Source organism: Flavobacterium sp., assembly GCF_049240005.1.
In the GTDB taxonomy this organism is placed as follows: Bacteria; Bacteroidota; Bacteroidia; order Flavobacteriales; family Flavobacteriaceae; genus Flavobacterium.
Map to the genome: position 1 here is coordinate 1 of NZ_JBMLTK010000084.1, position 14685 is coordinate 14685.

General features: G+C 41.7%; 4 protein-coding genes. All 4 read right to left on the minus strand.

The window, feature by feature from the left end:
• Positions 1–11983: beta strand repeat-containing protein (locus ACOVQQ_RS08830; protein WP_421817878.1), on the minus strand; the 11983-nt coding region annotated here is incomplete at its 3' end.
• Between the two features lie 392 nt (positions 11984–12375).
• Entirely contained in the window at positions 12376–12954 is a 579-nt protein-coding gene (gene nadD / locus ACOVQQ_RS08835; protein WP_421817879.1) for a nicotinate (nicotinamide) nucleotide adenylyltransferase, read from the minus strand.
• A gap of 3 nt (positions 12955–12957) precedes the next feature.
• The gene (gmk, locus tag ACOVQQ_RS08840) at positions 12958–13551 is read right to left on the minus strand and encodes a guanylate kinase (RefSeq protein WP_421817880.1); all 594 of its coding nucleotides are present in this window, start codon (positions 13549–13551) and stop codon (positions 12958–12960) included.
• A 15-nt stretch (positions 13552–13566) separates the two neighbouring features.
• Positions 13567–14427 carry a YicC/YloC family endoribonuclease gene (locus tag ACOVQQ_RS08845; RefSeq protein WP_421817881.1) on the minus strand — a complete coding sequence of 287 codons (861 nt, stop codon included), beginning with the start codon at positions 14425–14427 and terminating at the stop codon, positions 13567–13569.
• Between the last annotated feature and the right edge of the window lie 258 nt (positions 14428–14685).

Below are 14685 nucleotides of genomic sequence, written 5' to 3' on the forward strand. Positions count from 1 at the left end.
CGCTACCTGATGGAATAACTACTGTAGCATCGTTTGCAACCGTCAACGAACAAGTCGTAATATCTGTTGCTTGGTTGTAGTTACCGCCAAAGATTGCTCCCACTGTAGAAGAAGGCGCGCCATTCGACCACGCTGTACCATCCCAAGTTGTTGAATTAACAACAATTTGAAGTGTTGTTACATCGGCACACTGACCTGAATTTGGTGTAAACGTATACGTGGTTGTAGCCAAGTTGTTCAAGGCTGGAGACCAGCTTCCTGTAATACCATTGTTTGACGTTGTTGGTAAAGCAGGAATTGTTGTATTGTAACAAACTGCTGCTACTGGAGTAAAGGTCGGAACTGTTAATGCATTAACAGTAACTGTAACTACAGTACTATTTACCGCACTACAAGTACCACTCGTAACAACCGCACGGTAGTAACGAGTAGCTGTTAAAGTACCCATTTCTGCAGCCGTTAATGTAGCTGAAGTAGCTCCAGAGATGTTAGCAAAATCATTGTTGTCAGAAGATACTTGCCATTGGATTGTACCTGTATTACCTGTTAAAGTGATATCAGCAGGTTGTGTACCTGTACAAATGGTTTGATCTGATGAAGCTGTACCAGCAACAGATGTTGCATTAACAGAAACCGTTACAACAGCTGAATTTACTGGTGTACATGGCGCTAAACCTGAAACAACCGCGCGATAGAAGCGTGTTGAGGTTAAAGCACCGATAGCTGATCCAGATAACGTAGCTGATGTTTGACCTGAAATATCAGTGAACACATTGTTATCAGAACTTTCTTGCCACTGAATTGTACCAACTGAACCAGTTAATACAATATTGCTTGGCTCGCTTCCAGAACAAATAGTCTGATTCGAAGAAACTGTCCCTGCAACTGCAGCCGGATTAACCGTAACAGTTACAACTGCTGAATCTACGAAACCGCAAGGAGCAATACCAGAAACACGAGCTCTATAGTAACGAGTCTGAGACAAGTTACCAATCGCAGCACCTGATAAAGTTGCAGTAGTTTGACCAGAAATATTTGTAAACAAATTATTATCTGTACTTACCTGCCACTGAATTGAACCTAAAGAACCTGTGAGCGTAATATTCGCAGGAGCAGTACCTGAACAAATTGTCTGGTCAGAAGAAACTGTACCAGCAACCGGTTGAGGATTCACAGTTACAGTTACAACACTGCTGTTTACCACCGGACAAACTCCACTGGTCATTTGGGCACGATAGAATCTTGTGCTAGTTAAAGCACCGATGCTAGAGGCAGAAAGTGTTGAAGATGTTTCACCTGGTATATCAGTATAGGCCACATTATCAGATGAAACCTGCCACTGAATGGTACCATTCTGACCTGTAATTGTAATTGCATTAGGTGTAGATCCCGCACAAATCGTTTGATTTGCCGAAACTGTACCTGCAGTAGCAACTGGATTCACAGTTACGCTTACGCTTGCAGTATTTACAGATGAACATGGAGTGTTGGTAACAACTGCACGATAGAATCTGTTTGCAGTCAATGTACCCATCTGTGTACTTGTTAATGTAGCGCTTGTTGCACCAGCAATATTCGTAAAGAATGTATTGTTAGTAGAAACTTGCCACTGAACATTACCTACATGACCAGTTAAAGTAATTGGAGCAGGTTGAGTACCCGTACAAATCGTCTGGTTTGCTGATGGTGTACCTGCAATAGAAGTACTTTGAACAGTGAAAGTAAATGTAGAACATCCACTTGCAGAACCAAATGCGTTTCTAGGAACTACTCTCCAAGCGTACTGACCAAAACCAAGTGCAGGAGTTGTAAACGATGTACCAGTTTGGTTTGTCGCAACTTGGGTTGTAGCAGTTGTACCTGCATCAAAGAATACATCATAACCTGTGGCATTTGCTACGGCTGCCCATGTGAGATTAACTGTATTTCCGCCTCCACAAACAAAACCATTGTTAGCTGGGCTGCTTGGAACAGTTAAACATGAAGGAACAGTAACGAAAGCACAAATTGTGAAATCGCCGCTAGCAGAACCAGTACCTGAGTGATAAACTCGAACATAGTACTGAGTATTAGCTACAAGAGCACCTGAAGAGAATGTTTCGATAGCACCCGCACCAGTTGAGTTAGCACAAGCAATTGCATTGTTTAGAGCTGGGTTACCACTGAAAATTTGTACTACAGGATTGTAAGTAGTGTTACCTTGAACACGAACATTAAACACTAAACCATTAGTACTTGCAGGTGTAGTGAATGTAAACCAAGCATCGTCATCTGCATTTCCAGGAGTAGACGCGCTACAAGCTTGAACGCCAGTAGTTGCAGTCAATCTAGAAATATCAGCAGGTGTACTATTCACTGGAGTACATGTACCATTCAATGTAAGTGAAATAGCGCCAGCAGGCTCATCGTAAGCTGGTGGTGATACTTGGCTATTTACACAGATTGCAAAATTACCGCTTCCATTAACTCCGCCAGATTCACCCGTAGATGTATCATAGACACGAATGTAATATTCAGAAGAAGTATTTAATGTAATCTGAGCTAAAGTTTCAGTAAGTCCAGCACCTGCCGAATTCAAGCATCTAACAGAATTGAAAGATGAATCCAAAATTTGTACAAATGCATCGTAACCTACTGAAGGTATAACATTAATTGTATAGCTTGTTAAAACTGAATCAGTTGTAAACTTGAAGAATACATCGTCATCAGCATTACCTGTTACAACTGAAGGAGTTGGAGCACAAGCTGCAATTCCTGTCGAAGCTGTAGCATTTCTGCTGCTGTAAACATTACCGCAAGTGCTTAAACATGGTGAAGCATTTACTGGTATTACAAAAGCAGTAGCTAATTCATTATTCGCTGGAACAATAGAAGGTGCAGAACCGCCACTATATGTTGCAGCTGGTACAAATCTGATTTGCGAACCGCAATCAGGCGCAAGACGCAAATCATTTTGAGAAGTAGCACTAAAGTTAACACTATTCTCATTCTGCAAAACTAAACGGTTTCTTGTCGTTGCCGTTGCTGGTAGAACTGGATTCGGAATTGACGAATTCAATCCGACACTGTATGACCAATTGCCAGCAGCAACATTAGTAGAACCGTTAAATGTTTGCATTGTGCCATAGTTAAACTCAATCGAGTTATCAGATTCACGCAATACAACTTGGAAATTCAAGTTCGAATCGGCATAACCAAATCTCGACATTTGTGCCCATTCAACTGTAATTACAGCAGAACCAGATCCTAAAGTTCCTGCAATGCTATATCTCATAGAGCTATCGCGGTTTGCTGTAACGTTACCTTGGATTTGCAAATCATCCCAGAACGGTGCCAATACATTATTGATTGTACCTCCGAGGTCGTTTAAGCCTGTAGTCGCTGTTTGAGCTGTATTGAATGTCATCCAACCATTACTAGTAGCATAGAAACCGGTAACAGGAGCACCATTATACAAGAAAGTTGTTCCTGCTAAACTTACGTTATTTGTTCTAACGTCGTTTCCATCAGTTGCATTTCCAAAAGTTGTGAAAAGTCCGGTATAAGTAGAACCTGTCGACATAATAGACGAGTAGGTGATATCATTTGCCGAAACAGAATATTCACAATTAACAACTGCAATTGATACAGGAGTTGAATCTGCAAACTCGTTACTGTTGGTACAAGTTACACGACAATAGTACTCGGTACCTTGTGTTAAATTAGTAACTGCATAAGTTTCTGAGTTTGCCCCTGAAATGGCAGCAAAAGTTCCACTTGGCAGTGATCTACTAAACCACTGATAGCTCAATCCGGTTACACCACTACTAGCACCCGTAAGTGATAAAGTAGCGTTTCCACCAGAACATGTACTTGTAATCGTTGAAGTAGTAGTACCTGCAACAGGTGTTCCAGTACAAGCATCAGCTGCAACGATATTAATGGTATAATCTTCAACTTCCCCGAAAGTGAAAGTTCCGCAACCATTAGCATTTGAAGTTGTTGAGCCGCTCTCGGCCAACAATACTCTCATTCTGGTAGTACCAGTAAGTGCTGTGAATGGAATTGTGATGTTACTGCTGAAAACTAAACCACCTGCTGGAGGAGTAGTTGAAGTAGCTGGACCGTTCACACCATTCGCGGCGTTATATACCTCGCCAGCATCTTCAAAATCCAAATCTTGGTTCCAGTCAATAAAGATCTTAGTCCAAGCTTGATAGAAAGTACCACCGCTTGTGAACTGTGCTACAGAAATTGGATACGAAGTTCCTTGCGTGAAAGATACCACAGGCGTTAATCCTGTAAAATCAGTATATAATGCATTCGCTGCCGCATTATTCAAAATCGACGCAGGCAGTGTAGCTGGATTAGCAAGGCCTCCAAAGACAACACGAGCAATATCTGTATCACCTGTATTTGTAGCTGCTGCATTACAGTAATCTAGAACAGTAAATGTTACAGCATTACTATTTACACTACAACCAGCTATGGTCGTAATCACACATCTGTAGAAACCACTTGAACCAATAGCAGCAGTTCCTGCGGTTGCTATATTCAAAGTTGCAGTAGTTGCGCCTGTAAAAGTTAAGCCAGTAGGCGTACCGTTTACAACATTTGAGTAAGTACCATTTACTGTTGTCGCACGTTGCCACTGGTAAGTAGCACCTGGCGTAGGAGAACTAACAGTTAAAGTTGCGGCATTTCCTCTGCGTACCGAAGTATTAGCAGGCTGGGCACCAACAACTGGCTGACTGATTGTTAAGCTAGCGCTAGATGAATTTACAGAAGCACAAGGTGCTGTACCTGCAACCACCGCACGATAGAAATAAGTTCCAACTGGCGTTGCTGCTGTTGTGGTAACACTCAGTGTGTTGGAAGCAAATCCAGTATAAGTAGCTCCAGCTGGTGTGTTATCTGCTACTGCAGACCAAGGCCCAGTACTAGAAGTCGAATACTGCCATGCCGTAGAAACAGCATTGCTGGTAGTTACAACTAAGTTAGTAGAACCACCTGTGAAACAAATCGATGCATCAGCAGGAGCACTAACTGTTGGAGTTTGTGCCACCGACAATGTTGCTTGGTTAGAAGTTGGATCTGTAACAGGTCCATCTAAAATAACAAAGTATCTATAACCATTCAATGTAGGAGTCGCTCCGGTTATTGTCAATGTAGCTGTTGTCGCTCCACTATAAACGCCTCCATCTGTGATTGCCACCGGGGTAGCTGGAATAGTATTGTCAATGACATACCACTGATAGCCGTTCACAGTTCCAGATCCAACAACAGTAAAAGTTGCATCACCTGAATCACAAAGGGCAACATTTTGCGGTTGCGTAGCGATACCTGTATCACCTATAGTAAGTGTTACTGTATTACTAGTAACGGCTGCACACGAAGCAGCTCCAGAAGCAACTACATAAAATCTATAGCCATCAAGACTTGCTGGAGTATTCGTTACGTTTAATGTAGCCGAAGTAGTGCCTGAAAAAGTTGCATCTTCTGGAACTACAACAAACGGCACTACGCCATCTGGAGAATAAAACCACTGGTAAGTTGTTACATTAGATGCAGCAACTGCAAAAGAAGTATTGTCACCAGAAACTACAATAGCATTACCTGGTTGGGTAGTGATAGCCACATTATCATCAACAATAACTTGTTTAGTAGCAAAATTTGTACATCCCGATACTGTTACTGTATAGACAATTGTTGCTGTACCAGGCGTAACACCTGTCACAACTCCTGAACTATTAACAGTAGCAATTCCAGGGTTCTGAGAACTCCAAACACCACCTAATGTAGGATTGGTAAGCGAAATAGTGCTGTTTTTACAAACATTATTAGCACCCGCAATAGGATCTACATTTGGAATACTGTTGATAGTAAAATTAGTGCCACTTGTTCCATCTCCTTGAGGAGCTGTTAAAACAATTGGTCCAGTAGTTGCCCCAGCTGGTACTGTTGCAGTAATTTGAGTTGCACTATCAACATTAAATGCTGCTGCGCTAACTCCATTGAAACTAACAGCAGTTACAGCACCAAAGTTTTGACCTGTAATAACAACTTGTGAACCAGTGCCACAAACTGTATTTGGAGTGAAACTGTTAATTGACGGAGGAGCAACTAATATTCCAACATTGTCGAATGCTGCATCAAAATCTCCTTGGATCCAGTTAGCTGTAAGCCTCACAATAATTGTTTGACCAACATAAGCAGCAAGACTTACCGTTCTTGTTTGAAAATTTGGACTTTCTACATTATTAAATGTATCAATATCTGTAAATGTCACACCACAATCGGTACTTACAGCTACAATAAATGTACCTGAATTACTAGCTGTTGCAGCAAATGGAGAAGAAAGATTAGTACATCTGTAATCATAACTAAACGACTGTCCAGCTACAATTGGCCCGTAACGCGTTGTACGGAAAGCCCCTGTTGTTGAACTTGACCATACATTTCTGTATATAGCATTCCCAGAATTCCCAGAAACTCCACGAACACCAACACCAGTTGAATCATATAATAAAAACGGAGATATTGTCCAACTTGAATTTAAGGTATCAAAAGTTTCTGTAAACGGTACTGCGCTTGGATTAGAATTAATCTCAGCAACTGTACTAAATGAATCCTGACCACTTCCTGAACAATTTACTCGTAATCTGTACTGAATTGTACTTCCAGCAAAAACTGGAGGAGTGTAGGTAAGTGTAGTAGCTCCAGTTCCACCAACTGCATTTACCCATGAAACACCGTTATCGGTAGATTGCTGCCATTGGTAAGAAATTCCAGCACCACTTGAAGCTCCAGTTACCGTAATTGCAGCTACGGTAGCCCCTGAACACAACGATTGCGTTGGTGCAGATACAGTTCCGCCGTTTGGCGCACCTGAACAATTAGGCTGTATTCCAAAATTATCAAATAAAGCAAAGTAATTTCCTGATAATCTTGTTACGTTAATTCTAAATTGAACGTCAGATCCAACATAAGCAGACAGATTATATAATCTGTTAAACCAGCCTGTTGAACCATTGTTTGAGAATGTATCAATTGTAGTAAAAGTCGCGCCATAGTTGGTCGAAACTTGAACTGTTACTGAACATGCTCCAGCTACAGGAGACGTTGTTAATGCTGTTGCATTCGCGAAAGAGTAATCGAACACGAAAACATCGCCAGTAGCAACTGTACCCGCAATTAGTGTTGTAAAGCTACCCGATTCAACTCCGGTAGTTAGGTTTCTTGCGAGCTTGTTACCCGGATTTCCAGCCCCTCCCGTGAAACCATCGACTGACCAACCGCTCGTGTTCCAACCAGCAGGTGTACCTGTTAAAGTAAATGGTTCTGACCAAGGTAGAGGAGCAACAATTGGCAAAGTAAATGGAACAGAAGTAGACCATGAACTGAACGTTGTACCTGTTGCACAAACTGAACGTACATGTAAATAATACGTTAAACCTGTTGTTAAACCAGTAACTGTAGTACTATTTGAAGCTATTGGATCACCTGATGTTGGTGGTAATGATGATGTAGTAAAAGCAAATTCATAACCATCAAGAGGAGGATTTGAAGGAGCTGTCCATGAAACAGACGCCGATGATTGAGTCAATGGAGAAACAATCAGTGCGCTTGGATTTGCACAAGCAGGAATATCCTCAACCGTTAGATCGTCAATAGTAAGTGTCCCACCATTCAACGGACTACCAGCTCTAACTAATGCTATTGCTACGGTAGTATCTACATAAGCAGTAAGATCAACAACATACGCATTATAACTTGTACTAGTTACTGGCGTTGACGGTAGTAAAACAGTAGTAAAATCTGTTGGTAATATACCTGTTGTCGATAATCTAACTTCAATTTCTGCAGGTGTGTTGTTCGCAGAAGCTCTTGCATAGAACACTAATCGTTTTGGAATACCATCTAGGCTAAATCTTGGTAAAACAACAAAATCATTGTTAGATGTAGCTGTTGCCGTATTGATAGAAATTGCTTGGGCATTTGTTCGTGGATTAGTGGTAGTTAATCCCCATGTTCCACCGCCATCTGCATTTATAACTCCCAAACATTGTAATGTAGATGAGTTAGATTCAAATGTTTCAAGGTAAGGGAATGTAGTTAATGCGTTACAAACGGTTGTAAATACAGTCCCGTTTGCTGAAGTACACTGTGCTGAATTATTAGCATCTTTTGGAACAACATACCAGCTATAAGTGGTTTGACCTGACAATGGCGTTGGTATCGTATACGTTGTACCAGGTACGTTTGCAACCAATAAAGTTTCAGCACCTACGATAGTTCCTAAATAAATATCGTAAGCAATTGCTCCTACCGAAGCATCCCAGTTTAAGGTTGGAGTTAGAGAAACTCCAGCTTGATTATTTAAAGGAGCTGTATTTAAAACACAGGCTGGCGGCAGGTTTAATACTCTAATTGTAAAGTTTCCTGAACCTGGTCCTGTTGCGAAATGATAAACTCTAATAAAATAGGTGTTACCAATTACGAATGAATTTCCAGTAAAAGTTTCTGAAAGTCCTGTAGATGCTGCATTTGTACAGCTTCCTGTAAATTGAGACAAAGTACCTGTTGGAGTGTTATCACTCGATTGCCAAACTTCGAATACAGCATTATATCCTGCAGCAGAAGTAACAATGATTCTTTGGTCTGCGCTATTTGCAACGAAACTAAACCATTGGTCATCATCGGCGGCGCCAGTACAAACTGTCTGAGGAGAAGCCGTTGCTGCAACAGCATTTGGTAGGATGCTTGATGTAGCAGTACCGTTTACGCTAAGCGCTATAGCACCTGTAATGTTATCGTTAGCAGGAGCAGGAATTACCTCTTGGACCGTTAAAGCAAACTCTCCAGAAGTACCTGAGCCAGCTCCATTATGGAAAACGCGGATGAAGTAAGTCTGACCATTTGGAATCAAACTATCAGCAGTTATTGTCTCGATTGCTCCCGTTGTAGTTGCATTAATACAAGTTACTTCAGTTAGCGTGCTATCCAAAAGTTGGAGAACTCCGTTGTATCCTGGAGATGAACGCAAGATAATACTGTAACCCGTTGATGCAGTGGTATTAAATCTAAACCATACATCGTCGTCTTGGTTTCCAGCAGCACCGCAAGCATTTCCAGCACCAGAGTTTGTAGCATTTCTACTGTTGAAGTAGTCTCCACAATAGCTATCAACTGCACCAACTATTACTGGCAAAACAATTGCTGAAGCCGACTCATCATTTGATGGAGCACTAGCTGCTGGCGCTGATGTAAGACCCGCATACGTACCTGGCGTAAGAGTAATCTTAGTGTTACAAGTTGGTATAATATTTAAACCCGTTTGGTTAGTCGAGGCAAAGAAGTTCGTGTTTGCCGTTTGTTGAATTAATCGAGTAGCTGCCGCTGCTGGACTAGATCCATTATAACCAACTGAATAGGAGTAGGCACTATCAAAAGTACCATCAAAACCTTGCATATCACCATAAATGTACTCGATAACATTTCCAGCTTCGTATAACTTAACTTGGAAATTCAAGTTTGGTCCTGCGATATTAAATCTTTCAAGACCAGCCCACTCTAAAGTAATTACTGCACTTCCAGAACCTAAAGTACCTGAAATCTGGTAACGCATAGAGGCATTTAAGTTAGAAAATGCTTGTCCTGTTACAACTAAATCATCCCAGAATGGCGCTAAAATTAAATTCTGAGCAGTACTTGTCAAATCATTTGTCCATTGTACTGAAGTGGATGCTGTATTAAAAGTCATCCAACCGTTTGTACAAGCTCTAAACCCTGAAACAGTCTGTCCTTGATATTGGAAAGTCGTTCCTGAAAGATTAACAATCGTACTTGTATTATCATCCCCACTAGTAGTACTTACCCACCCAGAATATGGAGTTCCGGTTCCACCGTTAGCCGGCATTATCGAAGTATAAGTTGAAGGAGATATTGCTGTATTATATGTACAAGTAAGTAAATTAATTACTTGTGTAGCAGATGTAGCGGAAAAACCGCTGCTTGTACAAGTTACTAATAAACGATATGAAATTGCCGAAGAAATTTCCGGAGTCGTATAAACAGCGGTTGTTGCACCTGAACCTCCTACAGCATTAACCCAACTAACTCCATTGTCAGTAGATTGTTGCCATTGCAAAGTAATTCCAGTAACTCCAGCCGTAAAACCTGTAGAAGTCAAAATTGTACTGGTATTTGAACATATATTCAACGTACCAGTAATTACTCCAGCAGAAGGTGTTCCAGTACATGGCTGTTGTATATCAACCGAATTAGCACCTATATAAAGTGGTCCCGAAGTCAATTGAGCAACAGTTAGTAAGCGCTGTGCCATTGGAAGATTCGAACCAGCCTGGTTAGTACCAATTGCAGCGCTTGCTCCAATAACACGGCTATTACCATTATTGGCAATGTAAGCACCAGTTCCTAAAAACGCTACCTCATTATTAGTAGCCGCGTAAGCAGAACCTTCCGTTGAGAAAGTCCAGTTTCCATCGAATCGTTGAGTCACATTGTAAACTCCGTCCGTGATCGCAACCGTTGACGTCGTGGTTGCATCAACGTATGTACAAGAAAGTTGTCCTGCAGCGAGCGCGGTAGATCTCTCTACAAATGCAGAGCGCTGTTGACCATTTAGGTTAACAAAAGGATAGCGACCACCAGCAGCCGTTGGATTTGTTCCAGCAGTAATAGTACTACCGGTTCCCGTAGATGTCCACCAACGAATAAATTTACCGTTTAGGAAACCACCATTACTATATGATAAAGTTCCAGCTGCTGTTGCTGAAATACCTAAACGTAAACTGTTTGCACTTCCTAAAGCAACTAAACCGTTCGTAAAAGTTAAAGTTCCTGAAACCGAAATATTCGAAACGTTCCAATTTACACCAATACTTCCAACAGGATTAGTGTTGTTAAATGTAAGGTTGCGAATTTCGTTTGCTGTCCATGTACCCGTACCGCCAATAGTTTGCGGCAATGCACCATTTAAAACCAATGTAGCTCCAGTAATGGAACCCACAGATAAGTTTATTGTTCCCGAGTTTGAAATATTCCCGGCAACGTTTAAAGTCTTTCCGGTAGTTCCTTGAAATACATTAAAGGTACCTCCTGAATTTACAGTTAAATTTCCGGCCACAGTAAAAGCAGTCGGAGTAGCAGCATAAGTAAGTATACCACTTGCACCCTGACCAACCGTTAAATTATTTACAGATAATCCAGCGATGTCTATGGTAACTGTTGCGCCATCTGCAATTGTTGCATTGTCTACACTTGCTGGTACAACTCCACCGACCCATGTCGCTGCACTTGACCAGTTACCTCCAGTAGCTGTAGAAACAAAACTTCCAGGAGCTCTGGAAGCAAGGTTTACCGCATCAAACGACATTGGCGTAGTTGCGTTACCAAAACTGCTATCACATCTCCAACCAATCCAAACCCGTCTTGTTGTCGAAGCCGAGGCATTTCCAAAAGCATTTAAAGGAAAGGTGAATGTTCTAGTTGTAGCTGTCGCGTAGTTTCCATCTTCTATAAAAGTGTTGGCAGTTGCTGTACGAGCAAACGTCATGCCAGGAACACTGGTCGCATTAATGACGCCGCCAGCACCCGTCGTTATACTAGCGGTAAAACTAGTCTCCGACACACCCATCACAATTCCGTCGTAACCGAGATCTCCCGGATTACCAATCATGGTCATACTACCTGTTACGACTGTTTCACCCGCATTGACAGTAACATCCCGATACATCCACACCCAACTGTTTGCAGCAAGATTGTAACCCCTGCCGGTTCCGTTGGTTGTAATTGCAACCCCCTGCGATCCAGACGGCGTGAAACCAATCACACCTGCCCCTCCCAGCAAGAAATTGTTGTTCGCAGCTGCGGTTCCTTGAACAACAGTCCAACCATCCGCCGCGAAATTGGCTCCTTCAAAATTGCCCGCACCAGTTGCATCAATCAATGTAGTTTGCCCATATGAGGCCAAACTAAACATTAATCCTACAACTAGTGTAAACAGCCAACTCGCTTTGCGAAGCCACGGCTCTAGTGGACCCGTATCATCAGGTCGCCCTACATTTCTGAACCGAGTATACCTACTCGAATTCAAAAGATTGTAATTTTTACACATAGTTTATAATTAATTAATAACGGCTAAAAGTAGAAAAAAAAGTTAACAATCGTAAGATTTTAAAGAAATATCTAGTTATAACATAAAATGTTTGTGTATAAAAAAGCTATTGATCGCGCTTTTAACAGAATTTTACGCAAAGTCGATAATTAAGACAGCTAAACTCTTCAACCTCCAATGTTATCGATATGTTAAGAAAAAAGACTTTGCGTTTAATTTAACACAAAGCCTTAACAAAATACTAACTATTAGTGAGTTTACTTCCTGTAAAACGCATTTTTTTCTAAATAATCAAACACTTCCAAAGGAACTAATGGCCTGATATTCTTACCCTCCCGCAACATCGCACGAATCTGGGTGGCCGATAATTCAATAATCGGCGCTTCCACCCAATATACCGAAGCCGGATATACACCTTTATCGATATCTCTATCTTGAACTCTCGGATAAACGTAAATCGAATAGCGCTCCAATAACAAATCGCCATTCTTCCAAGAATGAATCTGACTCAAATTATCCGCACCCATAATCAAACTAAACTCGTGCTGCGGAAACTTGTCTTCTAAATGTACCAACGTATGTATCGTGTAATTGGGCTGCGGCAATTTAAACTCGATATCGCTCCCCTTGATATTATGGTAAGATTCTGTCGCCAAACGAACCATATGCAAACGCTGGTAATCGTCGAGTAAGGTCGACTTCCTTTTATGCGGATTGTGAGGCGTAACCACAAACCAAACCTCCTGCAAGTCGGTATGCTCAACCAAATGATTGGCAATTATTAGATGACCTATATGTATGGGATTAAACGAACCAAAAAACAAACCGATTTTCATAGCTTACAGCTCCTCCGAAGCTTGAACTAATCGCAAAAAATCCGAAACCAAACGATATGCATCCGTCTTGGCGTATTCCAAATCGTAATTTTTCAAAACTACGTCAAAATCTTTCGCTGCTTCCAACTCTCTGGTAGCCTTTGCCAAACGCATGGCTATCTTTTCTTCCGATTCTGTCTGGCGGTTGCGCAACCTGCGCTCTAATTCTTCAACCGAAGGCGGACAAACAAAAACAGCCAAGGTCCGATCCGGAAACTGTTGCTTGATGCTCAATCCTCCAACTACATCGATATCAAAAATCACATGCTTACCCGAACTCCAAATGCGTTCCAATTCGCTTTTCAAAGTCCCGTAAAAATTATCTTTATAAACTTCTTCGTATTCCACAAAAGCGTCTTCTGCAATCTTTTGCTGAAAAGCTTCGGCCGACAAAAAGTAGTAATCCTGACCGTCGATTTCATTTCCACGCTTCGGACGAGAAGTTGCCGATATCGAAAAATCCAAATTCAATTCCTTCTGCGAGAGCAAATAGCGAACAATCGTCGTCTTACCTGAACCCGACGGCGCCGAAAAAACCAAAAGCTTACCCTTTTTCATCATTTTTGCTTGCTGCTACAACACATTCAAAATCTGTTCCTTTATTTTCTCTAATTCATCTTTCATCTGAACAACCAAACGCTGCATGCCCGCATGGTTCGCCTTCGATCCCATGGTATTGATCTCTCGACCCATTTCCTGAGCGATAAATCCTAATTTCCTGCCGTTGGCTTCCTGACCTGCTAAGGTTTCTATGAAATAATTCAAATGATTTTCTAAACGAACTTTCTCCTCCGTGATATCGTATTTCTCTAAATAAAAAATCAACTCCTGTTCAAACCGATTCTCATCTACAGCCTCTTTAAGTTCGGCCACGGCGGTACGCAAACGCGTCTTCACCGTCTGTAAACGTTCGCCATCCAAATGCAATGCCTCATTCATTAATGTCATGATGTTTGCAATCCGATGCAAAAACTCTTTCTCTAAAGCCACACCTTCCGATCTGCGAAAAGCTATCAAATCATCCATAGCTTCGCTTGCCAATTGAGCAACGGCATCATATTCACTCGCATCTATATCCTCACGCTCTGTTTTTAAAGCTTCGGGCATACGAACGGCCATTTTCAATAACTCTATCGTATCCTCGGAATGGTACACTTGCTTGAGTTGGTCGACATAAAGTTTCACAATAGGCACGTTTACTTTGGCTGGCGCTACTTCAGTTGTATTTTCCAAGTAAATATTGAAATCTATTTTGCCACGCTGTAAGGAACTCGATAATTTATTGCGTAAATCGAGCTCCAGCTCGCGATATTGCTGCGGAACACGAACGTTTAAATCAAGTCCTTTGCTGTTAAGAGATTTTATTTCTACGGTTATCTTCTTGCCGTCAAGTTGTGCACTTGCCTTGCCAAAGCCCGTCATCGAGTGAATCATAGGTGCTGTAAAAAAGAGCGTAAAGATAACAATAATAGCGCGTTTATTTAGGTAACTGTTTTCTTTTGGGCAATGCGCCGCAAAATGCCACTTCATCTGAAATCAAACTAGCGGCGCCCGCGCTTTTGCTGCAACTCCTCGCGCCTGCCGATGTCGGCGCTGTGGGGTTTCCGCGCCAATCGCTATTGCGGAAACGAAACGTCCTTACGGGAAAGATCCGTCTGGGAAAAGAGAAGCTAGAGACAAGTCCCGATAGCT

What these genes read in the sequence shown, in the direction of transcription:
- nadD (WP_421817879.1), bottom strand. Translation starts at nt 12,954, where the DNA reads ATGAAAATCGGTTTGTTTTTTGGTTCGTTTAATCCCATACATATAGGT.
- ACOVQQ_RS08845 (WP_421817881.1), bottom strand. Translation starts at nt 14,427, where the DNA reads ATGATTCACTCGATGACGGGCTTTGGCAAGGCAAGTGCACAACTTGAC.
- gmk (WP_421817880.1), bottom strand. Translation starts at nt 13,551, where the DNA reads ATGAAAAAGGGTAAGCTTTTGGTTTTTTCGGCGCCGTCGGGTTCAGGT.